A 26433-nucleotide genomic window follows, 5' to 3' on the forward strand; every position below is an offset into this window, starting at 1 on the left:
CATTCCCTGCCCCCATATTCCGGCGAACATATGGACAGCGCAATGAAGGTACTCGTCCCCGTCAAACGGGTGATCGACTATAACGTCAAGGCCCGTGTGAAAGCGGACCAGACCGGCGTCGATCTGGCCAACGTCAAGATGAGCATGAATCCGTTCGACGAAATCGCCGTCGAAGAGGCCGTGCGCATGAAGGAAGGCAAGGAGCATCACGCGGCCGGAACGGTGACCGAGATCGTCGTCGTCTCCATCGGCGTGCAGCAGGCCCAGGAAACCATCCGCACCGCCCTGGCCATGGGCGCGGATCGCGGCATCCTGATCCAGTCCGATGCCGACCTGGAGCCTCTGGCCGTCGCCAAGCTGCTGAAAGCCGTGGTCGAGGAAGAAAAGCCGGATCTGGTCCTGCTGGGCAAGCAGTCGATCGACGGCGACAACAATGCGGTGGGCCAGATGCTGGCCGCCCTGCTGGACTGGCCCCAGGCCACTTTCGCCAGCAAGATTGTCATCGCCGACAACACCGCCACCGTGACTCGTGAAGTCGACGGCGGCCTGCAGACCCTGGCGGCCCCATTGCCCGCCGTCGTGTCGGTGGACCTGCGCCTGAACACGCCGCGCTACGCCAGCCTGCCCAACATCATGAAGGCCAAGAAGAAGGAGATCGCCATGAAGGCGGTCGCCGACTACGGCGTCGACACCGCGCCGCGCCTGAAGGTGGTCAAGGTCACCGCCCCGGCCCAGCGCAGCGCCGGCATCAAGGTGGCCGACGCCGCCGAACTGGTTTCCAAGCTCAAGACTGCGGGGGTCCTGTAAATGGCCGTTCTCGTCATCGCCGATCACGACGGTACCGCCGTGCGTGACACCACCCACAAGACCGTGACCGCCGCCCTCGCCCTGGGCGGCGACGTCGACATCCTGGTCGTCGGCCAGGGCGCGAAAGCCGCCGCCGACAGCGCCGCCGCCATCGCGGGCGTCCGCAAGGTCCTGCTGGCCGAAAGCGCCGGCCTGGGCCATCAGCTAGCCGAGGCGGTCGAGGCCACGGTCGTCGGTCTGGCCGGCGGCTATGACGCCGTCCTGTCGCCCGCCACCACGGACGGCAAGAACTTCATGCCGCGCATCGCCGCCAAGCTGGACGTCGCCCCGATCTCCGACATCGTCGAGGTCGTCTCCGCCGACACCTTCGTGCGCCCCATTTATGCGGGCAATGCGCTGGAGACGATCCAGTCGTCCGACGCCAAGAAGGTCATCACCGTGCGCCCGACGGCCTTCACCGCCGCAGCCGAAGGCGGCTCCGCTTCGGTCGAGACCGCCTCCGGCTCCGACGTGACCAAGGCCAGCTTCGTCTCCGAGGAAATGGTCAAGTCCGACCGTCCGGACCTGGGTGCCGCCAAGATCGTCGTCTCCGGCGGCCGCGCCCTGGGCTCCGCCGAAGAGTTCCACGCCGTCATGGACCCCCTGGCCGACAAGCTGGGTGCCGCTGTCGGAGCCTCGCGCGCCGCCGTCGACGCCGGCTACGCCCCCAACGACTATCAGGTCGGCCAGACCGGCAAGGTCGTCGCGCCTGCCCTCTACATCGCCATCGGCATCTCGGGCGCCATCCAGCATCTGGCCGGCATGAAGGACTCCAAGGTGATCGTCGCCATCAACAAGGACGCCGACGCCCCGATCTTCCAGGTCGCCGACTATGGCCTAGTCGCCGACTACAAGACCGCCGTGCCGGAGCTGATGACGGCGCTGGGCTGACCGGATTTCCTCGCGCCTTCGGATGATTTCCCGATTGCGCGAGGAATGATGACGCGGGGGCTTTACGACGGCCCCCGCAGTGTCTTCTATGCGCCCCGTTCAGCGCCTCCAAGGGGTGGCGCGCGGGGAGCGTTCCGAATGAAGATCGATCGCATGCGGGGCGTCAGCCTTGCGGTACTGGCTGCCATCGGCCTGGGCCTTTCGGCCTGCGCCACCACCGGTGACGACAGCACGGACACCAACGGCTCGTCCGACCGTGCCGAGCGGGCCCCGCTGGCCACCGGGCTGGATGTCTCGGCCAATCGCGATCCCTTCCCCTCGACCTATCGCGGCCTGCCGCGCGAGAACATGGCCATCGTCGGCGGCACGGTCTTTGACGGGGCCGGACGCCGGTTCGAGAACGGCGTCGTGGTCATCACGGACGGCCGCGTGGTCGCCGTCGGTGACGCCTCCACCGCCATCCCGGCCGGACACCGCAGCGTGGATGCGCGCGGCCGCTTCGTGACCCCCGGCATCATCGACACCCACAGCCACCTGGGCGTTTATCCCTCGCCCGGCGTGCAGGGCATGAGCGACGGCAACGAGGCGACCAGCCCCAATACCGCACAGGTCTGGGCCGAACACTCCCTGTGGCCCCAGGACCCCGGCTTCAACCATGCACGGGCGGGCGGCATCACCACGCTCCAGATTCTGCCCGGCTCGGCCAATCTGTTCGGCGGGCGGGGCGTGACGGTGCGCAACATCCCCTCGGTCACCATGCAGGGCATGAAGATGCCGGGCGCGCCCTATGGTCTGAAGATGGCCTGCGGTGAAAACCCCAGCCGCGTCTACGGCAGCCGCAACCAGTCGCCCGCCACCGGCATGGGCAATATGGCCGGCTATCGCGCCGCCTTCATCGCGGCCCGCGACTACAAGGCCAAATGGGACAAGTGGCGCGAGGACGGCGAGGGTTCGCCCCCGACCCGCAACCTTCAGAACGAGACCCTGGTCGGCGTTCTGGACGGCTCCATCCTGGTCCAGAACCACTGCTACCGGGCCGATGAAATGGCCCAGATGGTGGACCTGTCGCGCGAGTTCGGCTTCCGCATCACCGCCTTCCACCACGCCATCGAGGCCTACAAGGTCGCGCCCATGCTGGCCCGCGAAGGCATCTGCGCCGACATGTGGACCGGCTGGTGGGGCTTCAAGATGGAAAGCCTGGACGGGATCGAGGCCAATGCCGCCCTGGTCGATGCGCCCGAGAACGGCTGTGCCGTCATCCACTCCGACGACGCCGAACTGACCCAGCGCCTCAATCAGGAAGCCGCCGCCTCACTGGCCGCCGGCCGCCGCATCGGCATGGACATCTCCGAGGAGCGGGCCATCCGCTGGATCACCCTGAACGCTGCCCGCTCGCTGGGCATCGCCGACCAGACCGGATCGCTGGAGGCGGGCAAGCGCGCCGACGTCGTGATCTGGAGCGCCAATCCGTTCAGCGTCTACGCCCGCGCCGATCAGGTCTTCGTCGACGGCGGTCTGGCCTTCGACCGCATGAACCCGGCCTATCAGCCGGTCTCCGACTATGAACTGGGCCAGCCCGGCTTCGGCCTCTCCGCCGCCAACGTCACGCAGGGAGCCCGCTGATGCGCCTCAGGACCCTCATCCTCGCCGCCGCTTCGGCTGTGGCCATCGCCTCTCCCGCCCTGGCCCAGGAACTGACCGCCATCACCGGCGGCCGCGTCCTGACCGGTTCCTCGGTCATCGAGAACGGCACCGTCGTCATCCAGAACGGCCGGGTCGTTTCGGTCGGCAGCGGAGCCGCCCCCTCGGGTGCCCGCGTCATCGATGCGCGCGGCAAGGTCGTTTCGCCCGGCTTTGTTGCGGTCGATAGCGGCCTGGGCGGCTCGGAAGTGTCCTCGGTCGGCGGCTCGGACGATCTGAGAAACAGCGCCAACTCCATCAGCGCCTCCTTCGACGTCTCCTATGGTCTGGACCCCTGGTCGTTCACCCTGCCGGTCGCCCGTCTGGGCGGTATCACCCGCGCCATCGTCATGCCCAGCCATGCCGGCGGCGGGGGCGGGGGTCACAGCCATGACGACAGCGACTTCGCGGGCGTCGGCCATGCCGGCCTGCAATCGCCCGGCCTGTTCGCCGGCCAGGCCGCGATCATCCACCTGGCGGAAGGCACTGACATTCTGGTCAAGCCGCGCGTGGCCATGGTCGCGCCGTTCGGAGAGGCGGGAGCCGGCATCGTCGGCGGCGCACGCGGGGCCCAGTTCACACAGTTCAAGGAAACCCTGGCCGAGGTTCGCCTCTATGCCCGCAACAAGGCCGCCTATGACCGGGCGGGCCTGCGCGAGCTATCGTTATCCCGCGCCGATCTGGAGGCCCTGATCCCGGTCGCCAATGGCGACATGCCGCTGATCGTCACGGTGCGCCGCGCCGCCGACATCCAGCAGGTCCTGCGTCTGGCCCGCGAAGAGGGCGTCAAGGTCATTCTGGACGGAGCCGAGGAAGCGTGGCTGGTCGCCGACCAGATCGCGTCCGCTGGCGTGCCCGTTCTGCTGAACCCCATCTCCAACCTGCCCGGCAATCTGGAGACGCGCGCCGCGCGGATGCAGAATGCCGCCGCCCTGAACGCCGCGGGCGTGGTCATCGCCATCAAGGGCAATGAGGGCTCGATCCACCGCGCGCGCGAGGCCCGCTACAACGCCGGCAACGCCGTCTCCCACGGCCTGCCTTATGAGGCGGCGATCGCGGCCCTGACGGTCAATCCGGCCCGCATCTTCGGCATGACCGGCCAGTTCGGCGAACTCCGCGCGGGGGCCGCCGCCGATGTCGTCGTCTGGTCCGGCGACCCGCTGGAACCGCTCAGCCTGGCCGAGACCATCTTCGTCAACGGTCAGGAACAGGCGCCGACCAGCCGCCAGTTCCTGCTGCGGGATCGGTATCGGGATGGTGGCGAAGGCGCGATGCCGCCAGCTTACACGCGTTAAGGGCGCTACCTCTCGCGACGCGGTCGCTCGCTGCTTGAGCGCGGAGTGCGCTTGAGCCGCCAGGCCGCGTCGGGTCGGGAGGTCCCGAAGGGCCGACGATCGCAGCCCGACAGGAATGGCAGTAGGCGCGACCTTCGCGCCTACTGGGCGAGCATGCCGCCGTCGATCTTGAACTCGGAACCTGTCACGAACTTGCTCTCGTCCGACGCCAGATACAGCACGCAATAGGCCACATCGTCCGGCTCGCCGATCCGCTTCAGCGGAATGCCCCGCGCCAGCCGCTCGTGCGCCTTGCCCTCGTCGCCACCGGCCATGGCGATGAAGGGATCCAGGATCGGCGTCTTGATGAAGACCGGGTGAACCGAGTTGCAGCGCACGTTCCATTCGGCCTTGGCGGCCTCTAGGGCGATGGTCTTGGAATACATCCACACCGCCGCCTTGGTCGCATTATAGGCCCCCATGCCCGGTGCCGCCGCCAGCCCCGCCACAGACGAGATGTTGACGATCGAGGCCGCGCCCGACGCCCTCAAATGCGGCATGGCATGTTTGCAGCCCAGCATGATGGACTCGATGTTCACGGACTGAACCTTGCGCCAGTTCTCCAGCGTGTCCTGCTCCGACCAGACGAAGGCCCCGCCGATCCCGGCATTGTTGATCAGGATCGACAGCCCGCCCATGTCGGCGACCGCGCGCTCGATGACCGAGACCCAGTCCGTCTCATCGGTCACATCCTGGGCATAGGCGAAGGCCGCGCCTGGCACCTCGCCATTGATCGCCTCGGCCAGCAGCTGGACGCCGTCCAGATTGACGTCGGTCAGGGCGACCTTGGACCCCTCGCGCGCCAGCATCCAGGCCATGGCCGCGCCCAGGCCGCCTGCGGCCCCCGTGATCAGGGCCGCCTTGCCCTCGACCCGGCCCTTGCGTTCAACAGCCATCTATTTCCCTCCCAGGGCGGCGGCGGCTTCGTCGATGAAGCGGGCCATGTCGATGTCGCGCTGGGTCACCCCGCCGGCGTCATGCGTGGTCAGAAGCACGCTCACCCGATTGTAGACATTGGACCATTCAGGATGATGATCGACCTTGTCGGCCAGCAGGGCGACGCGGGTCATGAAGCCGAAGGCCGCGTTGAAGTCGGCGAAGGTCAGCGACCGCGCAATGGCCTCGCGCTCACCCTCGTCCACGCGCCAGAGGGGCAGGCCTTTCAAGGCTTCCGCAGGGTCAATCCGGTTGGTCATGGGCGCTCCTGTTTGGATCAGCCGTATCGCGCCGGACCCGTTGCCACAAGCGGACTTGATACGCGACCACACGGACCGGTGACGCCGCCCTCGCCAGCGGCTACACCGCCTGAATGACCGACGATACCGCCACTGCCCGCAAGACATCCTCATTCGGCTTCCGCGACGTGGACGCGACCGAGAAGGTGCAGATGGTGCGGGGTGTGTTCGACAGCGTCGCCTCAAACTACGACCTGATGAACGACCTGATGAGCGGCGGCGTCCACCGGCTGTGGAAGGACGCAGCCGCGGCCAAGCTGAATCCCCGCCCCGGCGAGGTCATCCTGGACGTCGCGGGCGGCACTGGCGACATGGCGCGGCGTTATTCGAAGATGGCCCGTGCGGCCCAGCAGCGACGCGGTGGCGAGGATGCCCGCGTTATCGTGCTGGACTACAATGCCGAAATGATCATGGCGGGCGTGCACAAGGGCGGCGAGCCCGAGATGTCCTGGTCCGTCGGCGATGCCATGAACCTGCCTTTGCCCGACGCCTCGGTGGATGCCTATTCGATCAGCTTCGGCATCCGCAACGTCGCCGACATCGATCAGGCCCTGCGCGAGGCGCGGCGAGTTCTGAAGCCGGGCGGGCGGTTCCTATGCCTGGAGTTTTCGCGCCCGACGGCCTCGGCGATCCGCAAGGCCTATGACGCCTGGTCCTTCAACGCCATTCCGCGCATCGGCGGCTGGATCGCCAAGGATCGCGACAGCTATCAGTATCTGGTCGAAAGCATCCGTCGCTTCCCCGATCAGGCGACCTTCAAGGCCATGATCGAGACGGCAGGCTTCAGCCGGGTCACCTTGACCAATCTGTCGGGCGGGGTCGCCGCCATTCATCACGGGTGGGCGATCTGACCCGCCGCATCGACGCCGCCACCCCGCCGCCCGCCCCGACCACTCAGCCGGTGCGTCATCCGGTCGAGTCGTCCTTCCGTCTGCTGGGCTGGCTGGCGGTTCTGATCCGCCATGACGCCCTGGTGCCGCGCGAGATCACGCCGCTGCTTCCGCCCTGGGTGCGCTGGATTGCCCATCTTCTGCACATCTTCGCCGGACGCGAAGGCCGCGATGGACGCCCCGGCCAGCGCCTGGGTCGCACCTTCGAACATCTGGGGCCGGTCGCCATCAAACTGGGACAGGTGCTGGCCACGCGCGCCGACATCTTCGGTGTGGAGTTCGCACGCGACCTGGGTCGGCTGAAGGACAATCTGCCGCCCTTTCCGCTGGATCAGGCCCGCCGCGAGGTCGAGCGCTCGCTGGGTCGGCCGGTCGAGAGCCTGTTCACCGACTTCGGCCCTGCCGTCGCCGCCGCCTCCCTGGCCCAGGCCCACCCCGCCTGGCTGGCCGACGGGCGCAAGGTCGCGGTCAAGATCCTGCGTCCCGGCGTGGAGCGCAAGGTCGCCCAGGGTCTGGACGCCATGCGCCTGGCGGCCCGTCTGGCCCACCGGTTCGTGCCGCTGTCGCGCCGCCTGCAGCCCGAAGCCTTCGTCGAGATCATCGCCCGTGCGCTCCAGCTGGAGCTGGACATGCGGCTGGAGGCGGCCGCCGCCTCCGAGATCAAGGAGGTCCTGGCCAAGGATCGCGGCACCGAACTGGGCGGTCATATGGATGCGCCCGCCGTGGTCTGGGACGGCGTCGGCAAGCGCGTCCTGACCATGGAATGGGCACCCGGCAAGGCCATGACCGACCCGACCGCCGTCGAGCAACCGGGCCTGGACATCAATGCCCTGGCGGACAATGTCGTGCGCTCCTTCCTGATCCAGGCGCTGGACCACGGGGCCTTCCACGCCGATCTGCACGAGGGCAACCTGTTCTGCCACGCGCCGGCCGAGCTGACCGCCATCGACTTCGGCATCGTAGGGCGGCTGGGTCCGGCCGAGCGGCGCTACCTGGCCGAAATCCTGTGGGGCTTCATCTCCAGAGACTACGACCGCATCAGCCGCGTGCATTTCGAGGCCGGCTATGTGCCCCCCGAACACTCCGTCGAGGCTTTTGCCCAGGCCCTGCGGGCGGTGGGCGAGCCCGTCATCGGCAAGGCCGCGTCGCAGGTGTCCATGGGCCGCTTGCTGGGCCAGTTGTTCGAGATCACCGACCTGTTCGACATGCGCCTGCGCCCCGAACTGATCCTGCTGCAGAAGACGATGGTGTCGGTCGAGGGCGTCGCCCGTCGCCTGAATCCCGACCACGACCTGTGGGCCGCCGCCCAGCCCGTGGTCGAACGATGGATCCGCCGCGAGCTGGGGCCGCAGGCTCAGGTGCGCGATGCCGTCACCGAAATCCGCGCCACCCTGAAGGCGGCGTCGCGTCTGGTGCAGAGCCCGCCCGCCCCCCAGACGATCGTCGTCCGCGAGGCCTACACCCCCGCCTGGCTGATCGTCGGCGTAACCCTGGCTCTGGCGATTTCGGCTGCCGCCCTCGTTCTGTCGCTTTGGCCCGACATCCTTTGAGCCAGATCGAACCTGATCGGGTCGGACGCCGTTCATCCTGAGCAGGATATGGTTCCGGCATAGTTCTGGAGTTCCAATGCCCATGAAGCGTTTTCTGACCATCGCCACCCCGGCCGCTCTCGCCGTAGCCCTGACCCTGCCGTCTGTCGCTGCGGCCCAGGTCGCCGCCGGTACCATGCCCAACACCTTCGACCGCCCCGCAACCGCTGCGCCCCCGTCGCGCCCCGCGCCTCAACCGGCGCAGGCCGCTGCTCCGGCCGCCGCCCCGGCGATGTCGCCGACACCGGCCAATGCGGCGTCCGAAGAGACGCTGCGCACCATTATCGCCAGCCTCCAGGCCGGGACACCGGACTACAGCCTGCTGACTGACGATCTGGCCACCCAGATGCGCACTCAGGCAGAGACTATCGTGCCGATCATACAGGGTTTTGGAGCTATCCAGGCGCTGGATTTCGTCGGCAGCCGCAGTGGCGCGGACCTGTTCGTGGTCAACTTCGCCCAGGCCGAAACCGAATGGATCGTCGGTATTAACGAGAGCGGCAAGGTTGCCGCCCTGCTGTTCCGGCCAGCCGAGGGCTCGGCCACGCCTTCGACGACGCCTCCGTCTGCCCAGTAAGGCGAGACTTCACCGGCTTCGGACTGGCGCTCAGTCGTCAGCGCCCGGACGACCACGCCCGCTTTTGATCGTCGATCGCTTGGCCTTGCCGTCCAGCCTTCGCTCCTTTGAAGCGCGCGTCGGGCGCGTCGGCACGCGATAGGTCGGGGCGACCGACGCCTGATCCACCATCGCCTGCAAGCGGGCGATGGCGTCGGCCCGGTTGCGCTCCTGCGTCCGGAACCGCACGGCGCTGATCAGGATGACCCCGTCCAGCGTCAGCCGACTGCCCGCCAGCTTCATCAGCCGCGCCCGTACCGGCTCGCTCAGCGAGGGCGAGTTGCGGGCGTCGAACCGCATCTGCACGGCGGTCGAGACCTTGTTGACGTTCTGACCGCCCGGTCCGCCGGAGCGGAAGAAGCGGAACTCCAGCTCGCTTTCTGGAATGGTCGTCATCGCGCCACGCGCCGTGCCATGACCACCGCCCGGTCCAGCGCTTGAAGAAAGGCCGAGCGGTCCTTTGGTCCGAACGGCGGCGGCCCACTGGTCGCTACGCCCATGGACCGCAGATGCTCGCCGATCTCCCGCCCTGCCAGGGCCGAGCCGATGGAGTCCGCCGTGAACGGCTGGCCATTCGACTTCAGCGCCTGCGCCCCCGCCTTCAGACAACGATCGGCCAGGGGGATGTCGGAGGTCACCACGATATCGCCCGGTCCGGCGCGTTCGGCGATCCAGTCGTCCGCCACGTCTGGCCCCGCATCGACCATCACCCGCTCGATCCAGCTTTCGCGTGGCGTGTTCACAAACGCATTGGAGACGACGAAGACATGCAGGCCATAGCGGGCCGCGACCCGATACACCTCGTCCTTCACCGGACAGGCATCGGCGTCGATGAAGATGCGCGGATCGCTCATGTTTCGGGGATCAAGTCCACGGGCAAGATCTGGCTGGACAGCAAGGTCTCCATGCCGTGCCAGCGATCCGGACCCTGCTGCTCTACCCACGCCTGAACCACGTCCCGGCCCAGGCCATAGTTGATGATATAGCTGCGATAGGTGTCGATGAAGCGCAGGCGCTGGGCCGCCTTGGCGGGCTCCGTCAGCGTATATTTCACCAGCCGCGCGATCGTCTCCTCACGCCCGACCCGCCCGGCCAGATAGTCGTCGGCGATGGTGTATTCCGCCCGCGCCAGCTGCCGCGTCAGGGCCATCAGCTCGGCCTTGGCCTCGACCGTCGAGGGATCCAACCCGGCAAGCGGGAACAGTACATCGCGCTCGAATGCAGTCGCCTCCTCACCCGGAAACGCCAGGTCGATTCCATAGTTGGCGCTGCCCTCTGCCACGAAGGACATGGGGCTGAACAGCGGATAGACGCTCATCTCCGCCCAGCCCTTCTCGCGCACGAAGGTCCGCTCCAGCAGCGCGTTGTAGACGTGGTGCCCGGGGTAGCCCTCGTGACATCCCAGATCGATCGCCCGCTCCGTATAGATCGGGAAGTCGGCATTGATCTCGATCCGGCTGGCCGCGTCACCGAGATAGTAGTTGTAGCCGGACCAGGGCTTGTCGCCGACGAAGCTCAGGGTGAACCGCTCATTGGCGGGCAGGGCGATATGCTGGACCGTGCGGCGGCGGCACTCGGCGATGGCCGTGTCCATCACGACCTGCAGCCTGTCCTTCGGGATCTGATACTGCGCCTTGAAGGCCGTGACCCGGTCGGTCAGGTCACCCTGCCCCGGCACCAAGGCGTCGATCCGCGCCAGGATCGGGTCGAAGCTGGCCAGCGGTCGCAGTTCGGGCCGGATGCCGAACAGCGCCTCGGCCTCATCGGCGAAACCCAGCTTTTCGCCCGACAGCATGCGGATGCGGGCCGCGGCGGCCCTGGTGTGGGCGATCAGATAGGCCTTCCGTTGGATCACCTCCGGGTCGGTCGGTCGCACGGCCTCCAGATCCGAGACCATCCTGTTCGCCAGCGCCAACAGTTCCGGCAGCGCACGCTTGCCCGCCTTGGCCTCGGCCTGCCATTCCGCCGGTCCATAATAGGCGTCGACATAGCCCGGCTCATGCTCGCCGATCTCGAGGATCAGCCCCACATAGTCCCGCGCCAGCGCACTCATCGTCACCTGTTCGACCAGGGCGGCGCTCATGGGCCCGCCCTCGCCGCCGATGCGCACGCCGGGGCGTTCCGCCTCCGGTGCTGGCGGCAGGATCGAGGCGCAGGCTCCCAGCAGAAGAGCAAAGGCAGGAATCAGACGGCGCATGGCGCTCTCCGGACAGAAATGGCAACGTCGATGGGCCGCACGCTAGGCGTGGCCGTCATGACGCTCAACCCACGGCGAGCCCCACCGTCACGCATTCGGGATTGAGGGCCGCCGCATCCTGCTGTAAGGCCCTTCGTCCGCGCATCGCCGCAAAGACGCACCCGTAGCTCAGCTGGATAGAGCGTTGCCCTCCGAAGGCAAAGGTCACACGTTCGAATCGTGTCGGGTGCGCCATCTTCTCTTGCTCAGGAAACGACCCGCGTGACCGACGCCCCTGCACCCGCGCCTTTCGACCAGCCGCTGGGCCAGCCTGTGGGCCGCGTCATCGCCATGCCGGCGGACACCAATCCCGAGGGTGACATCTTCGGCGGCTGGCTGCTGGCGCACATGGACCTGGCCGGGGCGACCCCGGCATTCGAACTGGCCCAGGGGCGCTGCGCTACAGTGGCCCTGGACGCCATGGTGTTTCACAAGCCGGTGTCGGTGGGCGACGAGGTCTCCATCTATGCCCGTGTGATCAAGACAGGCCGCACCTCGATCCGCGTCCATGTCGAGGCCTGGAAACGCCCGCGCAATCAGGCCCATGCGACCTCGGACCGGGTGACCGAGGGCGTCTTCACCTATGTGGCCATCGATCAGGACCGCAACCCTCGTCCCTTGCCCGGCGTCGTCGCATAACCCAGCGAAACGGTCGGAAATCTTGACCTTTTGCCCCCCACGGCCTACCTGCCGGGCATGGCCATCCGTCGCATCCTCACCATCGACAACGCCGCCGACCTGGCGGTGCTGAAGCAAGTCTCGACCCCCGTCGAGGGACCGATCACCGATGAGGTGCGGACCCTGATGGATGACATGCTGGAGACGATGTACGACGCGCCCGGCATCGGTCTGGCCGCCGTCCAGATCGGTGACACCCGCCGCGTGATCGTGATGGACCTGTCCGACAAGGACGGCGTCGCCTGCGATGACGATCCCGCCGAGATGAGCGAAGAGGACCGCGCCAAATGGGAGGCGGAACGCCGCAACCCGCGCTATTTCGTGAATCCCGAGATCGTGTGGACCTCGGAAGAGACCCTGCCCTACGAAGAGGGCTGCCTGTCCATTCCCGACTATTTCGACGCCGTCGAGCGGCCCGCCCGCGCCCGCATCCGCTATCTGAACTACCAGGGTGAGACGGTCGAGGAAGAGTGCGAGGGCCTGTACGCCGTCTGCATCCAGCATGAGATGGATCATCTGAACGGCGTGCTGTTCATCGACCACCTGTCCCGGCTGAAGCGCGACCGCGCGGTCGCCAAGGTCAAGAAGAACGCAAGGTTGGCTGCCTGATGGCCCGTCTGAAACGCCACCGTGACCGCATCATCGACCCTATGGGTCGCCGCCGCCTGACGCGCAACGAGAAGATCGGCATCGGCAGCCTGGCCACCCTGGTCGGCGTCGCCGCCCTGGGCGTCATCGCCGGCGTGGTGCTGGATCGTCTGCTGGATTTCGACGACGCCCTGGATGCGGGTGGCGAATGGGACGAAGGCGGCGGCGTGTCTACCCGCTGGGAATAGTTAGGTTGCCCGTCGACAACCTGTTCAAGAGCGTGAGCTGATGCGCCTCGCCTTCATGGGTACGCCCGAATTCGCTGTCCCGTCCCTCGCCGAGCTGATCGCCGCCGGGCACGAGATCGTGGCCGTCTATTCCCAGCCGCCCCGACCCAAGGGACGCGGGCAACAGCTGACGCCCTCGCCGGTTCAGGCCTTTGCCGAGGCCATGGGCCTGCCGGTCTTCACGCCCGCCTCCATGAAATCACCTGACGCCATCGCCACCTTCCAGAGCCTGGACCTGGATGCCGCCTGCGTCGTGGCCTATGGCCAGATCCTGAAGCCCGAGGTGCTGGAGGCTCCGCGTCTGGGCTGTTTCAATCTGCATGGCTCCCTGCTGCCGCGCTGGCGCGGGGCCGCCCCGATCCAGCGGGCCATCATGGCCGGCGACCGCCAGACCGGCGTCCAGATCATGCGCATGTCTGAGGGTCTGGACGAGGGGGCCATCCTGCTGTCGGAAGTCATGGACATCCGCCCCGACGACACCGCCGCCAGCCTGTCCGAGCGCATGTCGCACATCGGGGCCGGCCTGTGGCCCCGGGCGCTGGCCGCCATCGAACGCGGCGGCGTCACCGGGACGGAACAGACCGGCGAGCCGACCTATGCCCGCAAGATCACGCCTGCCGAGGCCCGCATCGACTGGTCGCGCTCGGCTGGCGACGTCGATGCCCACATCCGCGGCCTGTCGCCCTTTCCGGGGGCCTGGTTCGAGGTGTCCGGTGCCGACGGGCCGATCCGTATCAAGGCCCTGATGTCCCAGGTCGCCGACGGAAACGCCGCGCCCGGCACGGTTCTGGACGACGCCCTGACCGTCGCCTGCGGCGAGGGCGCGGTAAGCCTGACCCGCGTCCAGCGCGCGGGCAAGGCGGCTCAGTCGGCGCAGGAGATGCTCAGAGGGCTGGCGCTCCCATCCGGCACCGTCCTGTCCTCAAGCGGCGAGCGCTAGGACACACCCCCCCATGCCCCGCTATCGGCTGACCCTCGAATACGACGGCTCGGGCTATAACGGCTTTCAGGCCCAGGCCGATCAGCCGACGGTGCAGGGCGCCGTCGAGACCGCCATCACCGCCTTTTGCGGCGAGGCCGTGCGACTGGCAGCGGCGGGCCGGACCGATACGGGTGTCCATGCCACGGGTCAGGTTATCAGCTTCGACCTCGACAAGGCCTGGCCCGCGTCCACCGTCATGAATGCCCTGAACGCCCATATGGTCGAGGAGGCCGTGTCGGTTCTGGACTGCGTGACGGTGGACGACGACTGGCATGCCCGCTTTTCCGCGACGGGGCGGCGCTATCTGTATCGCATCCTCAACCGGCCCGGCCGCCCGGCGCTGGACCGGGGCCGCGTCTGGCATGTGAAACAGCCCTTGGGAGTCGAGGCCATGCAGGCGGCGGCCCGGGCCCTGGTCGGGCTGCACGACTTCACCACCTTCCGCGATGTGAACTGCCAGTCGAAGTCGCCGGAGAAGACGCTGGACGTCGCCCGCGTCACTCGCGTCGGTGACGAGGTTCACCTGATCTTCGAGGCCCGCAGCTTCCTGCATCGACAGGTGCGGTCGATGACGGGATCATTGGTCCAGGTCGGCCTGGGCCGCTGGACCCCCGACGACCTGAAGGCCGCTCTGGAGGCCCGCGACCGCGCCGCCTGCGGGCCGGTGGCACCGTCGACGGGGCTGTATCTGACCGGCGTCGAATACGCCGGGGACTCCTAGCGCTTCAGGAAGCCGCCGATCATGTCGCCCAGACCGCCGGGCAGGCTGTCCAGAAGGCCGTCGGCCCCGGACGCGTCGCCGCCGGGCGTCAGACGATCCACCGCCTCGGGCAACAGCCCCGCCAGCGTCTCGCTGGCCTGATCGGTGGAGATGCCCAGCTTTGCTGCCAGATCGGCGATCGGCCCACTGCCCAGCACCTGCTGGATCTGTTCGGCGGAGATGTTGGCGTTGGGTCCGGTACCGATCCAGGAGCCGACGGTGTCGCCCATCCCGGCCTGGGTGAATTTCTCGACCAGGCCGCCGACCCCGCCCTGACCCTTCAGCAGCTCGGCGATGCCGCCACCGGCATCCTTGCCGAGATTGCCCAGAACACTGTCCAGAATACCCATTGTCCGTCTCCCTCTGTGGTGTGACGCCAGCGTCGCATGGCCACGCTAAGCCCGGATGACGGCCCGCGCACACGAAAAAGCCCGCCGGAGACCGGCGGGCTTCGTCATTCAGGTCTGGAATGACCCTTAGTTCTTGGCCTGCTCGGCACCCGAGGACACGGCCTGGCCGGCGGCCGAAACGTCACGGCCCACGCCCGACACGGTGTTGCAGGCCGAAACGGCCAGGGCGGCGGCGACGATGGACAGAGCGATGATCTTTTTCATGGGAAATCCCCTTCACTGGTGTTGAACCTGCGCCGTAACGCCAAGCGTGGCCATTCGGTTGCATGGCCAGCGACGCAGGTGATCTGCTAAGCGACGCCTCATGACCCAAGCCGCCAACACCGCCGCCCGCCGCCTTGTCGAAACCCTGGTGATGAATGGTGTCACCCGCGTCTTCTGCGTGCCGGGCGAGAGCTATCTGGCCGTGCTGGATGCCCTGGCGGACGTGCGCGACACGATCCAGGTCATCGCCTGCCGTCATGAGGCCGGGGCCGCCAACATGGCCGAGGCCTATGGCAAGCTGACCGGCAAGCCCGGCGTCTGCATGGTCACGCGTGGGCCCGGTGCGACCCATGCCTCCATCGGCGTGCATACGGCGCATCAGGACTCCACGCCGATGATCCTGTTCGTCGGCCAGATCGCGCTGTCGGACCGCGGGCGCGGCGCTTTCCAAGAGGTCGACTACCGCGAGGTCTTCGGCGGCCTGGCCAAATGGGCGACCGAGATCGAAAGCCCGGACCGCACCGTCGAGGTGGTCGAGCGCGCCTTCGCCACCGCCCAGCAGGGCCGGATGGGGCCGGTGGTCATCGCTCTGCCCGAAGACATCCTGCACGAGGACGGCGGTCCCGCGCCCATCCGCCCCGTGGTGCCCGCCCGTGCGGCACTGGACCCGGCCTTCGTCGAAGCCGTGCGCGAACGCCTGTCGAAGGCCGAGCGTCCCCTGCTGGTCCTGGGCGGGTCGGGCTGGACAGAGGAGGCCGCCGCCGCCATCGGCGACTGGTCGGAAAGGCTGGGCCTGCCGGTCAGCCTGTCGTTCCGGCGCAAGGACATCCTGTCGAACGCGCGGCCCAACTATGCGGGCGATCTGGGCCTGGGCTGCAATCCCGAACTGATGAAGCGGGCGAAGGACGCGGACCTTCTGATCGCCATCGGGGCCCGGCTGGGCGAAAATCCCACCCAGGGCTACACCCTGTTCGACCGGGCCCGCACGGCAGAGACGCTGGTTCACATCCATCCCGGGGCCGAGGAACTGGGCCGCGTCTGGACACCGTTGCTCAGCGCGACGGCCGACAATTCCCTGGCCGCCCACGCCCTGTCCACCATCGACCCGGGCCGCACCTGGCACGACCAGGCCAGGGCGGCCCACGATCACTATCAGGCCTTCTCGACCCCCGTGCCGGTCACCGGTGCGGTGAACATGAGCGAGTGCATGGCCCATCTGGGCCAGGCCCTGCCGCCGACCGCCATCGTCACCAACGGGGCCGGGAACTTCGCCGCCTGGCTGCACCGCTTCTATCGCCACCGCGCCTGCCGCACCCAGCTGGCGCCGACGTCGGGGGCCATGGGCTATGGCTATCCGGCGGCGCTGGCGGCCAAGAGCCTGCATCCCGACCGCGAGGTCATCTGCGTCGCCGGCGACGGCGACTATCTGATGACCGGTCAAGAGCTGGCCACCGCCGTCCAGTATGGCATCAACGCCGTCGTCATCGTCGTCGACAACGGCACCTATGGCACCATCCGCATGCATCAGGAGGGGCACTATCCCGGGGCCGACCGCGTCATCGCCACCGACCTGAAGAACCCGGACTTCGTCAAATATGCCGAGGCCTTCGGTGCCTTCGGCATCCGCTGCGAGCGCACCGAGGACTTCCCCGCCGCCCTGGACGCCGCCCGCGAGGCAGGCCGCCCCGCATTGCTTCACCTGATCACTTCGGCCGAGGACATCGCCCCCAACCGCACGATCACGGGCCTGCGGGCGAAGTAGCGGCAAACGGGCGATGACGGCGGCGATCTGCCCGCCTATGTTCGCCGCATGACCGACGCTGCGCCCGAAACTACAGACCGCCCCCTCACCCAGGACGGCCCGCCGCTGCGGCTGTGGATGATCGACGCCTCGGCCTATATCTTCCGCGCCTATCACGCCCTGCCGCCCCTGACGCGCAAGTCGGACGGCCTGCCGGTCGGGGCGGTCCAGGGCTATTGCAACATGCTGTGGAAGCTGTTGCAGGACATGAAGGGATCGGACGGCCCGACCCATCTGGTGGCCATCTTCGACCATTCGGAAAAGACCTTCCGCAACGATCTGTATGATCAGTACAAGGCCAACCGCAGCGCCCCGCCCGAGGACCTGATCCCCCAGTTCCCGCTGGTGCGCGAGGCGACGGCGGCGTTCGGCGTCGCCTGTCTGGAGCTGCCCGGCTATGAGGCTGATGACCTGATCGCCACCTATGCCTGCAAGGCGCGCGACGCGGGCGGCGAGGCGGTGATCGTCTCCTCCGACAAGGACCTGATGCAGTTGATCGGCGGCGGCGTCGTCATGTGGGACCCGATGAAGGACCGCCGCCTGGCCGAGGACGCGGTCATGGAGAAGTTCGGCGTCCTGCCCGAGAAGATGGTCGATCTTCAGGCCCTGATCGGCGACAGCGTCGACAACGTCCCCGGCGCCCCCGGCATTGGCCCCAAGACGGCGGCCCAGCTGATGGACGAATACGGCGACCTCGACACCCTGCTGGAGCGCGCCGGCGAGATCAAACAGCCCAAACGGCGCGAGACCCTGATCAATTTCAAGGACCAGATCCTGCTCAGCCGCGAACTGGTGCGCCTGACCTGCGATGCCCCCGCGCCCGAGCCCATCGACGACTTCGTCGTGCGCCATCCCGACCCCCAGGTTCTGGGCGATTTCCTGGACCAGATGGAGTTCCGCAGCCTTCGCAACCGCGTCGGCGACGGCGTGGCCCCGGCCAAGGACGGCACCGCCTTCGTGGTCCGCCCCAAACCCCTGACCGCCCCGGTCATGACGCCCCGCTATGCGCCGAAGGAGGCCACCACCCCCGTCGCCGACCAGACCTTCGACCTGGACGCCTATGTCTGCATCCAGACGCTCGAGGCGCTGGACGCCTTCATCGCCCGGGCGACCGAGGCGGGCATCGTCGGCTTCGACACCGAGACCTCGGCCCTGTCCGCCACCCATGCCGGCCTGTGCGGCATCTCCCTGGCCATCGGGCCCAATGACGCCTGCTACATCCCCCTGACGCACGAGGCCGAGCCGACGGCCAGCGCGGGCGGGCTGGATTTCGGCGGCACCGACAACGACGCCGCCTGCGCCCCCGTCCCGACCCAGATCGACAAGCCAACCGCCCTGGCCCGGCTCAAGGTCCTTCTGGAGGACCCCGGCGTGCTGAAGGTCGTCCAGAACGGCAAATACGACCTGGCCGTCATGGCCCAGCGGGGCATCCGCGTGGCCCCCATCGACGACACCATGCTGATCTCCTATGTGCTGGAGGGCGGGCTGCACGGCCACGGCATGGACGAGCTGGCGCGGCTGCACCTGGGCCACGACCCCATCCCGTTCAAACAGGTGGCGGGCACCGGCAAGAGCCAGAAATCCTTCCGCCACGTCGATCTGGTCCCCGCCACCCGCTATGCCGCCGAGGATGCGGACGTCACCCTGCGCCTGTGGCACATCTTGAAACCCCGCCTGGCCGAGGAAGGCCTGGTCACCGTCTATGAGACGCTGGAGCGCGGCATGCCCGCCGTCCTGGCCGACATGGAGCGGGCCGGCATCCGCGTCGACCCCGACCGCCTGAAGCGGCTGTCCAGCGAGTTCGGCCTGCGCATGGCCGAGCTGGAGACCCAGGCCCATCAGATCGCCGGCCGCCCCTTCAACATCGGCAGCCCCAAACAGATCGGCGACATCCTGTTCGGAGAGCTGAACCTGTCCGGCGGCAAGAAGACCGCCAGTGGCCAGTGGGAGACCGGCGCCGCCACCCTGGAGACCCTCGCCCTCACCCACGACCTGCCCCGCGTCCTGCTGGACTGGCGCCAGCTGTCCAAGCTGAAGGGCACCTATACCGACGCCCTGATCGAGGCGGCGGACAAGACCACCGACCGCGTCCACACCAGCTACCAGCTGGCCGCCGCCACCACCGGCCGCCTGGCCTCCAGCGACCCGAACCTTCAGAACATCCCCATCCGTACCGAGACCGGCCGCCAGATCCGCCAGGCCTTCATCGCCTCGCCCGGCCATGTGCTGATCAGCGCCGACTACAGCCAGATCGAGCTGCGCCTGCTGGCCCACATCGGCGACATTCCGGAGCTCAAGCGCGCCTTCGCCGCCGGCATCGACATCCACACCGCCACGGCCAGCGAGATGTTCGGCGTCCCCGTCGACCAGATGGACCCCGAGACCCGCCGCCGCGCCAAGGCCATCAACTTCGGCATCGTCTACGGCATCTCTGCCTTCGGCCTGGCCAATCAGCTGAACATCGACCAGGGCGAGGCCGGGGCCTACATCAAGACCTATTTCGAACGCTTCCCCGGCATCCGCACCTATATGGATGCGACCAAGGCCCTGGTGCGGGAAACCGGCACGGTCTCCACCGTCTTCGGCCGCCGCATCCACATCCCGGCCATCCAGTCCAAATCCGCCGCCGAGCGCCAGTTCGGCGAACGCGCCGCCATCAACGCCCCCATCCAGGGTGCCGCCGCCGACATCATCCGCCGCGCCATGATGCGCATGCCCGGGGCCCTGGCCGACGCAGGCCTGAGCACCCGCATGCTGCTCCAGGTCCACGACGAACTGGTCTTCGAGGCCCCCGAAGCCGAGGCCGACCGCGCCATCACCGTGATCAAGCGGGTGATGGAAAAGGCGGCGGAACCGGCCGTGGCGCTATCCGTGCCGCTGGTGGTCGAGGCGCGGGCGGCGGCGAACTGGGACGAGGCGCACTAGGGGGACAAGGCGGTCTTTCTTAGAGGGGCAAAAGGCGCCTGAGCCATGCAAGGGCCCGCCTCCACCAAGCCGCCCCGACTGTCTCCGTGGACATATGCCGCGCAATCTGACGCTTCATGATCGCGTTGGTGCTGAATTGGCTGAAAGGAGGCAGCATCTCCACGGTCCCTGCTGTGACCCAGAAGTGTGATAGACACGGAGCATCAAATACGCCGATGGATGGGGTAATCGTCGCGAAGCCCCCTTCGTCGAAGACTTGATGGCTATCGGGGACGAGCAGACTAATGCGATGGCCGCAGCCGCAGGCGCAGAGTAGAGCGGCCAACTCGAAATCCTCGTTATGATAGACGACTCCCGCCAAAAGACTTTCTGGAGTGCGATCAACACGTTGATATCGATATTTCATTTTGGCTTCAGGGGGTCGAGTTCAAATGTAGTAGTTTCGAAGGTTAAAGAGATCATCTCTTCATCGCGAGCATAGATTCCGAAGTGCTGTTTGAAGCGAATAACGGCCAAGCTGGCGTTAAGGGCATTCATCTCCGCGATCTGGCCTTGCTTGCGATACTCACCACCTTCAGGATCGCCGCCAGGAAGATGAACCGTCCCAGCCGCCTGGTCGAAGGCGTTGCGATCGACACCTGTGATACGGACTACACCGTTAAGGCCGCCGAGCACTCGGTTTAGCCCCATCCCGCAATCCACGAAGGGAATTCCACGGGCGGTCAACCAGTCAGCGATCAGTAGGCGCGATGGGCCGTCGTCAACCGCGACAAACACGAAATGATAGGCTGCCAACTGATCTATATTTTCAGTTGTGATGCGTTGTTCGAATGGTTTTATGTTCGAGTGCCAGTTTCCATACTGTTGAGCGAGTGCGTTTACCTTTTCGATTCCCATTTCCATCGGAATGTAGCCCGGCATTCGGAATACTGTGTGTACATGCATGGTGTCGGCATCGAACAGAGCGATTTCTGCCAAGTGCGTGCGTGCGATGAAATCTAGGATGTACGCACCTGTTCCACCCAGTCCGATAATCGCCACGCGCTTGCCCTCAAGGGCGGCGGACAAATCGTTCATGTGATACCGGGCTGACATCGTATCTGGGAGTCGAAGTGGCGTACCTCGTTGCGCCGCCTTGACTTCAATTCCCCTAAGCGGAGTGGCGTCCGGGTATGCATCCATTGCAGGTGCCGTTATTGTATCGATGTAGGTGCGGACCTTCTCTTCGAAGGACGCGTACGCACGCATCTCGTTGCCCAGCATCAGCTTGTAGGAAAAGGAGCGGTCGACCTTAAAGTGGTTGGCGATCTGGACTTGGTCTGGCCCCCCGCCCAGTCTTAGCGGACGACCATTCCGAGCATGAGGCAAGCCACCTCGGAACCACGCTTGGTGATTGCTAGGCGGATCGATCACGTTGTTTGGGCGCAAGTCGACAGGGCTAGCCCAGTCGCCGTGCTGAAGCCCCCCAGCGGCATCGAGGTAGGGCAGCCCGTAGATGACAAGGTAGTTGCCTACGAAATCTACGTGAAAGCCCTGATCCTCGAGCTCTTGGATGAAGGGATTACGACTCGCCAGTTCCTGATACACGGAAGCGCATCCCATTCTTGATTGCCACTTGAGCGCCAGGGGAGAGCGTACCCTTGATGTTTTCCGGCGGACCCTTCGAATATTTGACGAGGTACTCGGCCGCCTGAGCGTTACCGGCACCAAGATAGAGCGCCACGACCTCGTCGTAGGCAATCTTCGGCTTGTCAAACTTGTGCTTGTTTTCGTTCACCCAGATCGACGGAACCTTGGGCTTACGCGTCTTGAACTGTTCCTGACCACGTTCTGCCAGGTTCACCACGCCCGTCTCGTCCACGACCTCGTCCGCAGTGTCCTCTCGTTCGATGATCAGTTCGAGATCATCGCTAACGTCGGCCAGCTTAAGAAGGTCCGATCCTTTGATGGTCGGGAACGGCCACTGCATACTGCGGCCGTCAATGGCGAAGCCATACAGATCCGCACCTTGGATGACGAAGAACTGCTCCGTCCCAGCTGACCCAAGATCGACTAGTTCGGTCGGACGGATCGATTCGATCTCTGTGTTCGGCAAGCGGTGCAATACGAGGAACGCCTCAACGGGGGACCGACCCGCCGCGTTAATGATCTGCGCTCCTGTAACCTTGCGGTCCGAAATTTTCACCGTCCCGAAAGAGAACGTCTCGTCGGAAACCATGAACTGGAAAGTCCCGCCCTTTTTTCCGGCGGACGGTTCGGTATCTGGGTTGGCCATGAGGCGCTCCTGTCATCATCTGTTTCGGCGAGGACATTTGCGCCGTCAGTGTTTGATGACGGCTTTACCGTCTTGTGTCTATGACATTGTCACAAACATTAGTGCGGCAGAATGTCGCACCGCGCATTGCTGCGCGGATGGAATCCGTGACTACTAAGGCAGCTAAAAGGGCTTGTAACGTCCGTACAGGTTGATCAGTCTCAGACTCATTGCGTGCCTGCTCACATCAAATTGCGTAGCGAGCTCGGCGACGCGGCCGTCATCATCCACGGCGTCCTCAGCGTTCAAGTCATTAAGAAATGGCTCTGGCATCAAGAGCGAAGCAGCAAACGTATTAGCTTCGATCTCCTCGATGTTTGTCGCGAGCGAGGATTCGTCGTCGCGGTAGTTGACCCGAAAGTCTTTATCGACGTGGCTCAACAGACCTTCGTGCAGCAGGAAGTGCCCTAGCTCATGGGCAATTGTGAAGCGCCTCCTGGTCGAAGGGTGCTTACTGTTGACGCCGATTGTCGCTCCAGCAGTTCCGCGAACCAACATCCCAGATACTAGACCGAGATCGCCTTGCTTTACCTCTAGCCCTTCGCCTCGTGCGATCGCCTGAACAGGCACGCAAGGGCCAGAGACGCCATGCCTGCCCAATAGCTCTTGAACCGTGGCAGCTATCTTAGAGTAGCGAACTCGCAGGGGCTTGAGGGCCATTTTATGCAGGCATCCGTTTCAGCCTGGACATGTAATCTGCGATTTCATCTGCCGGTGCCGATCGTGCAATGACAGACGTTATATCATCGTCAGGGACGAGTTCGGTTAGACTAGCGTCTAGCGCTCTAGCAAACAGCAAGAGCTGATGGACAAGGACTGCCTGGCGCCCCCGCTCAATATTGGTCACTGAAGTCCGGGATAGGCCTACCTGATCGGCTAACGCTTCCTGCGTGAGGTGCCGCTTTTCCCGAAGAGCGCGGACGCGCTCTCCCAAGGCAATATAGCTGATGTCCACCATGTTTTGATCGTCTACCGCATTGTCCAAATTGTCAATCAGGCAAACATTGCCTGCCGCATGGTCCCTACCCCTCCACCACCTCCCGCACGAACACCGGCCGTCCCTTGACCCAGCGGGCCTGAAAGATCGCCTGGGTTCCCGCGAACGGCGGGCACTGGCTGCGGCTGAGGAAGATGTGCGAGCGGCTGCGTGAGGCGGCGCGGATCAGGGCGACGGTGGGATCGTCCTGGATCGAGATGACATCGAAGATGCCCTCGACAAGGACCGTCCTCAGCCCCGGTTCGGACAGGGCCGGTCCCCGGGGCACCGGCGGATGGCGCAGCGGCAGGGGCCGGTGATCGGGCAGATTCACGCGCAGGTGCATTCTTTTTGGTCGCTACCGCTCGCCGCGCGGCGGCTCGCTGCTTGAGCGAGGGGTTGGCCCCTAACGCCCGGCCTGCGGGGCCTCGCGGCCCGGACGGTGGATGCCCACGCGCCGCAGTTCGATCCCGGCGGCCTGTTGCAGGATCAGGCCGGGCGACAGGCGCTCAATCTCTGACAGCAGGGTGCGGATGCCGGCGCGGCCGTCGGCGCTGGTCAGGTCCAGGCCCTGAAGCGAGGCCAGCAGGTCGGGGGCGGGATTGGGGGTCATGGCGGGCTCCGGGGGGCTAGGGGCTAGGGGCTAGGGGCTAGGGGCTAGGGGCTAGGGGCTAGGGGCTAGGGAAGACCCGGAGGGGGGTGGGTGGCAAGTCAATTGTTCCGGTTTTGTTCCGGGTGTCCACAGGTGAGGGGCGGCACACCCGATGGTGGATTCCCGACCCTGATCCTGTGGCCCCTTGCGACCCCTCCAGTGACCCTTGTGGCCCCTTTCATCGCCCGAACGCCCTCACGACGCCCTCGCGCCGGGTCATTCTTCCCGCCCCATGGGCCCGCCGGGGTATAATGCGGGCCAGGGCCCTCCAGGGCCCCGCCCTGCCTGACCGGTCTTTGACAGCCCTGCCCCCGATCTCGCCCGACCGCCCCAGGTCCGGCCGAAATGTCCGCATGCCGATCCCGCCCCCTGCGCACAGCGGGGTGCCGTTCCCGTTTTTCGCCGGTTGCCGTGGAAACCCGACCCTATTCCCCCCGGCTGCGGGCCTCGCTGCCCCGGCACGTCGGTGCTAGGACGCCCGCATGAAGCCACAGACCGTAGACGTCCTGATCGTCGGGGCCGGAGCCGCCGGCATGATGTGCGCGGCCGAGGCGGCCCGGCGCGGCCGCTCCGTCCTGATCGTCGATCACGCCCGCAATCCCGGCGAGAAGATCCGCATCTCGGGCGGCGGGCGCTGCAACTTCACCAATCTGGGCACCACGGCGGCCAACTTCCTGGGCGAGAACCCCCGTTTCGCCACCAGCGCCCTGAAGCGGTTCACCCAGCACGACTTCGTCAAGCGGGTCGATCGCGCCGGCATCGCCTGGCACGAGAAGACCCTGGGCCAGCTGTTCTGCGACGACAGCGCCAAACAGATCGTCCGCATGCTGACGGACGACATGCGCTCCGCCGGGGCGGTGCTGAAGATGGGCACCGGCGTGGACCGCGTGACCCGCGATGGTGAAGGCTTCGAGGCGGCCCTGTCGGACGGCTCGGTCGTGCGCTGCGCCTCCCTGGTGCTGGCCACCGGCGGCAAGTCGATCCCCAAGATGGGGGCCACCGGCTGGGCCTATGACACCGCCCGCCAGTTCGGCCTTCGGGTCACCGAAACCCGCCCCGCCCTGGTGCCCCTGACCTTCGAGCCGGGCCTGCTGGAGAAACTGGCCCCCCTGTCCGGTCTGTCGGTCGAGGCGGAGGTCACGCACTCAGGTGACAAGGGCAGGACGTCCTTCGCCGAGGGTCTGCTGTTCACCCACCGCGGCCTGTCCGGCCCGTCGATCCTGCAGATCAGCTCCTACTGGCGCGAGGGCGAGGCGATCACCGCCGCCCTGGCTCCCGGCGAGGACGTCTATGCCCGGCTGAAGGCCGCCAAGGAGGAGAACGGCAAGCAGATGCTGCACACGGCGCTTGGCCACATCGTGCCGCGCCGCCTGGCCGAAAGCATCGCCGAGCGCGAAGGCGTAAAGGGCAAGCTGGCCGAGATCGGCGACAAGACCCTGCGCCGACTGGACGAGGCGGTGAACGGCTGGACCGTCAAACCCGTCGGCTCCGAAGGCTACCGCACCGCCGAGGTCACCTTGGGCGGCGTCGCGACGGACCAGCTGGACCAGCTGGACCAGCAGACGATGGCGGCGACCTCGGCCCCTGGCCTGTTCGTCATCGGCGAGGCGGTGGACATCACCGGCTGGCTGGGGGGGTATAACTTTCAGTGGGCGTGGTCGTCAGGATGGGCGGCGGGGCAGGTGTGTTAGGGGTTAGGTTCTAGGGTTTAGGTGCTAGGGAAAGGCTGATTTGCCGACCGAACTGCCTTCCCTGATCCCTAGTCCCTCATCCCTAGACCCTGCCCATGCCCTTCACCGCCACCGTCCTGACCATGTTCCCCGAGGCCTTTCCGGGGCCGTTGGGTGTGAGCCTGATCGGCACCGCGTGGCGCGAGAAGGGGCTGTGGGCCTTGCAGACGCTGGACATTCGGGACTTTTCCGAGGATAAGCGCGGCTTCCTGGACGACACCCCTGCGGGTGGCGGGCCCGGAGCCGTATTGAAAGCGGACGTGGTGGCCCGGGCGCTCGACAGCATTCCGGGGTCTTCGCGGCCGCTTTTGTACATGAGTGCCCGGGGTCGGCCCCTGACCCAGGCACGTGTGAAAGAATGGACGACGCATGACGGGATCACCGTCCTGTGCGGCCGGTTCGAGGGGGTGGATCAGCGCGTGCTGGACGCGCGCGGGTTCGAGGAGGTCGCCGTCGGCGACGCGGTCCTGGCTGGTGGCGAGGCGGCGGCGATGGTGGTGATCGAGGCGTGCGTACGATTGATCCCCGGAGTGCTCGGCGCGGCAGACAGCCTGTCGTCAGAGAGTTTCGAGGACGGTCTTCTGGAGCATCCGCAATACACGCGACCGCGGACGTTCGAGGGACTGGAGATACCCGAGGTTCTGGTGTCGGGCGACCACCGCAAGGTGGCCGAGTGGCGTCAGACGCAGCGAGAAGAGACGACGAAGGCGCGCCGGCCGGACCTCTGGGCGGCGCATCTGGAAAGAACCACTGCGGAACCCGCTTCCGCCAAATCACAGCTAAAGGGCGCAAAAGCCCGAGGAGAATAG

General features: G+C 66.4%; 30 protein-coding genes and 1 tRNA gene. 17 read left to right on the forward strand and 14 right to left on the reverse strand.

The genetic code is table 11. The annotated features are described in order from the left end of the window. Positions 1-42 precede the first annotated feature (42 nt). From AC4PRM_RS04615 to AC4PRM_RS04630, 4 genes are all read left to right on the forward strand, one after another. A complete protein-coding gene (locus tag AC4PRM_RS04615; protein ID WP_492038953.1) occupies positions 43-807 on the forward strand; it encodes an electron transfer flavoprotein subunit beta/FixA family protein in 765 nt (254 codons plus the stop codon). Further along, positions 808-1737 (forward strand): electron transfer flavoprotein subunit alpha/FixB family protein, encoded by a 930-nt coding sequence (locus AC4PRM_RS04620; protein WP_373256927.1) that lies wholly within the window; start codon positions 808-810, stop codon positions 1735-1737. Positions 1738-1875: 138 nt separating this feature from the next. Then, on the forward strand, positions 1876-3360 hold the full coding sequence (locus tag AC4PRM_RS04625; RefSeq protein WP_492038954.1) for an amidohydrolase: 1485 nt from the start codon (positions 1876-1878) through the stop codon (positions 3358-3360). Then, positions 3360-4712 carry an amidohydrolase family protein gene (locus tag AC4PRM_RS04630; protein WP_492038955.1) on the forward strand — a complete coding sequence of 451 codons (1353 nt, stop codon included), beginning with the start codon at positions 3360-3362 and terminating at the stop codon, positions 4710-4712. The genes AC4PRM_RS04625 and AC4PRM_RS04630 overlap by 1 nt, the downstream gene beginning before the upstream one ends. Before the next feature lie 140 nt (positions 4713-4852). Here the strand turns inward: AC4PRM_RS04630 and AC4PRM_RS04635 are convergent, their stop codons facing one another. Together AC4PRM_RS04635 and AC4PRM_RS04640 are read right to left on the reverse strand one after the other, a co-directional pair. Beyond that, positions 4853-5647: an SDR family oxidoreductase gene (locus tag AC4PRM_RS04635; protein ID WP_492038956.1), complete on the reverse strand. Its 795-nt coding sequence runs from the start codon at positions 5645-5647 to the stop codon at positions 4853-4855. Further along, positions 5648-5947 carry a 4a-hydroxytetrahydrobiopterin dehydratase gene (locus AC4PRM_RS04640; RefSeq protein WP_292172440.1) on the reverse strand — a complete coding sequence of 100 codons (300 nt, stop codon included), beginning with the start codon at positions 5945-5947 and terminating at the stop codon, positions 5648-5650. 113 nt (positions 5948-6060) lie between these two features. Between AC4PRM_RS04640 and AC4PRM_RS04645 the strand changes: the two genes are divergently transcribed. From AC4PRM_RS04645 to AC4PRM_RS04655, 3 genes are all read left to right on the forward strand, one after another. Next, on the forward strand, positions 6061-6837 hold the full coding sequence (locus AC4PRM_RS04645; protein ID WP_492038957.1) for a class I SAM-dependent methyltransferase: 777 nt from the start codon (positions 6061-6063) through the stop codon (positions 6835-6837). Continuing rightward, positions 6825-8426 carry a 2-polyprenylphenol 6-hydroxylase gene (gene ubiB, locus AC4PRM_RS04650; RefSeq protein ID WP_492038958.1) on the forward strand — a complete coding sequence of 534 codons (1602 nt, stop codon included), beginning with the start codon at positions 6825-6827 and terminating at the stop codon, positions 8424-8426. Before AC4PRM_RS04645 ends, ubiB begins: the two co-directional genes overlap by 13 nt. Before the next feature lie 82 nt (positions 8427-8508). Further along, positions 8509-9042 carry a hypothetical protein gene (locus AC4PRM_RS04655; protein ID WP_492038959.1) on the forward strand — a complete coding sequence of 178 codons (534 nt, stop codon included), beginning with the start codon at positions 8509-8511 and terminating at the stop codon, positions 9040-9042. Between the two features lie 30 nt (positions 9043-9072). On the opposite strand, the gene arfB is transcribed toward AC4PRM_RS04655, so the two are convergent. From arfB to AC4PRM_RS04670, 3 genes are read right to left on the reverse strand one after another with little or no spacing between them, the layout of a single operon-like run. Continuing rightward, complete coding sequence (gene arfB, locus AC4PRM_RS04660; RefSeq protein WP_492038960.1) at positions 9073-9477, reverse strand: alternative ribosome rescue aminoacyl-tRNA hydrolase ArfB; 405 nt, start codon at positions 9475-9477, stop codon at positions 9073-9075. Further along, entirely contained in the window at positions 9474-9935 is a 462-nt protein-coding gene (locus tag AC4PRM_RS04665; RefSeq protein WP_492038961.1) for a YaiI/YqxD family protein, read from the reverse strand. The genes arfB and AC4PRM_RS04665 overlap by 4 nt, the downstream gene beginning before the upstream one ends. Then, positions 9932-11278, reverse strand: coding sequence for a hypothetical protein (locus AC4PRM_RS04670; protein WP_492038962.1), 1347 nt, complete (start codon positions 11276-11278; stop codon positions 9932-9934). Before AC4PRM_RS04670 ends, AC4PRM_RS04665 begins: the two co-directional genes overlap by 4 nt. 157 nt (positions 11279-11435) lie before the next feature. On the opposite strand from AC4PRM_RS04670, the gene AC4PRM_RS04675 reads away from it, so the two are divergent. The 6 genes from AC4PRM_RS04675 (at position 11436) to truA (ending at position 14573) form a co-directional block, all read left to right on the forward strand. After that, positions 11436-11512, forward strand: a tRNA-Arg gene (locus AC4PRM_RS04675). A gap of 96 nt (positions 11513-11608) precedes the next feature. Beyond that, positions 11609-11956 (forward strand): acyl-CoA thioesterase, encoded by a 348-nt coding sequence (locus AC4PRM_RS04680; RefSeq protein ID WP_373257187.1) that lies wholly within the window; start codon positions 11609-11611, stop codon positions 11954-11956. A gap of 57 nt (positions 11957-12013) precedes the next feature. Beyond that, complete coding sequence (locus tag AC4PRM_RS04685) at positions 12014-12604, forward strand: peptide deformylase (RefSeq protein WP_492039188.1); 591 nt, start codon at positions 12014-12016, stop codon at positions 12602-12604. Continuing rightward, on the forward strand, positions 12604-12831 hold the full coding sequence (locus AC4PRM_RS04690) for a hypothetical protein (protein WP_373256916.1): 228 nt from the start codon (positions 12604-12606) through the stop codon (positions 12829-12831). The genes AC4PRM_RS04685 and AC4PRM_RS04690 overlap by 1 nt, the downstream gene beginning before the upstream one ends. Before the next feature lie 40 nt (positions 12832-12871). Further along, positions 12872-13810, forward strand: a complete 939-nt coding sequence (gene fmt, locus AC4PRM_RS04695; protein WP_492038963.1) for a methionyl-tRNA formyltransferase — start codon at positions 12872-12874, stop codon at positions 13808-13810. Between the two features lie 13 nt (positions 13811-13823). Then, the gene (gene truA / locus AC4PRM_RS04700; RefSeq protein ID WP_492038964.1) at positions 13824-14573 is read left to right on the forward strand and encodes a tRNA pseudouridine(38-40) synthase TruA; all 750 of its coding nucleotides are present in this window, start codon (positions 13824-13826) and stop codon (positions 14571-14573) included. Here the strand turns inward: truA and AC4PRM_RS04705 are convergent. Both AC4PRM_RS04705 and AC4PRM_RS04710 read right to left on the reverse strand, forming a co-directional pair. Further along, the gene (locus AC4PRM_RS04705) at positions 14570-14962 is read right to left on the reverse strand and encodes a YidB family protein (protein ID WP_492038965.1); all 393 of its coding nucleotides are present in this window, start codon (positions 14960-14962) and stop codon (positions 14570-14572) included. The two genes, truA and AC4PRM_RS04705, sit on opposite strands and share 4 nt — an antisense overlap. Positions 14963-15088: 126 nt before the next feature. Then, a complete protein-coding gene (locus AC4PRM_RS04710) occupies positions 15089-15226 on the reverse strand; it encodes an entericidin A/B family lipoprotein (RefSeq protein WP_373256912.1) in 138 nt (45 codons plus the stop codon). 100 nt (positions 15227-15326) lie between these two features. Here AC4PRM_RS04710 and AC4PRM_RS04715 point away from each other — a divergent pair, with 100 nt between their 5' ends. Next, entirely contained in the window at positions 15327-16988 is a 1662-nt protein-coding gene (locus AC4PRM_RS04715) for a thiamine pyrophosphate-binding protein (RefSeq protein WP_492038966.1), read from the forward strand. A 48-nt stretch (positions 16989-17036) separates the two neighbouring features. Further along, positions 17037-19952 (forward strand): DNA polymerase I, encoded by a 2916-nt coding sequence (gene polA, locus AC4PRM_RS04720; RefSeq protein ID WP_492038967.1) that lies wholly within the window; start codon positions 17037-17039, stop codon positions 19950-19952. Positions 19953-19971: 19 nt separating this feature from the next. Here the strand turns inward: polA and AC4PRM_RS04725 are convergent, their stop codons facing one another. The 7 genes from AC4PRM_RS04725 to AC4PRM_RS04755 all read right to left on the reverse strand — a co-directional run bounded on the left by AC4PRM_RS04725 (position 19972) and on the right by AC4PRM_RS04755 (position 23855). Next, positions 19972-20358: a ubiquitination-like system serine protease family protein gene (locus tag AC4PRM_RS04725; protein WP_492038968.1), complete on the reverse strand. Its 387-nt coding sequence runs from the start codon at positions 20356-20358 to the stop codon at positions 19972-19974. Next, positions 20355-21539, reverse strand: a complete 1185-nt coding sequence (locus AC4PRM_RS04730) for a ThiF family adenylyltransferase (RefSeq protein ID WP_492038969.1) — start codon at positions 21537-21539, stop codon at positions 20355-20357. Before AC4PRM_RS04730 ends, AC4PRM_RS04725 begins: the two co-directional genes overlap by 4 nt. After that, positions 21514-22227, reverse strand: a complete 714-nt coding sequence (locus AC4PRM_RS04735) for a multiubiquitin domain-containing protein (RefSeq protein WP_492038970.1) — start codon at positions 22225-22227, stop codon at positions 21514-21516. Before AC4PRM_RS04735 ends, AC4PRM_RS04730 begins: the two co-directional genes overlap by 26 nt. 162 nt (positions 22228-22389) lie before the next feature. After that, positions 22390-22926 (reverse strand): ImmA/IrrE family metallo-endopeptidase, encoded by a 537-nt coding sequence (locus AC4PRM_RS04740; protein WP_492038971.1) that lies wholly within the window; start codon positions 22924-22926, stop codon positions 22390-22392. Between the two features lies 1 nt (position 22927). Continuing rightward, positions 22928-23224 (reverse strand): helix-turn-helix transcriptional regulator, encoded by a 297-nt coding sequence (locus AC4PRM_RS04745; protein WP_492038972.1) that lies wholly within the window; start codon positions 23222-23224, stop codon positions 22928-22930. Between the two features lie 64 nt (positions 23225-23288). Beyond that, positions 23289-23576 carry a hypothetical protein gene (locus AC4PRM_RS04750; protein ID WP_492038973.1) on the reverse strand — a complete coding sequence of 96 codons (288 nt, stop codon included), beginning with the start codon at positions 23574-23576 and terminating at the stop codon, positions 23289-23291. Between the two features lie 72 nt (positions 23577-23648). Continuing rightward, on the reverse strand, positions 23649-23855 hold the full coding sequence (locus AC4PRM_RS04755) for a hypothetical protein (protein ID WP_492038974.1): 207 nt from the start codon (positions 23853-23855) through the stop codon (positions 23649-23651). A 521-nt stretch (positions 23856-24376) separates the two neighbouring features. Between AC4PRM_RS04755 and AC4PRM_RS04760 the strand changes: the two genes are divergently transcribed. Further along, on the forward strand, positions 24377-25585 hold the full coding sequence (locus AC4PRM_RS04760; RefSeq protein ID WP_492038975.1) for a BaiN/RdsA family NAD(P)/FAD-dependent oxidoreductase: 1209 nt from the start codon (positions 24377-24379) through the stop codon (positions 25583-25585). A gap of 95 nt (positions 25586-25680) precedes the next feature. Beyond that, a complete protein-coding gene (trmD, locus tag AC4PRM_RS04765) occupies positions 25681-26433 on the forward strand; it encodes a tRNA (guanosine(37)-N1)-methyltransferase TrmD (protein WP_492038976.1) in 753 nt (250 codons plus the stop codon).

The sequence above is a fragment of the Brevundimonas sp. DW-iso22 genome (assembly GCF_058725425.1).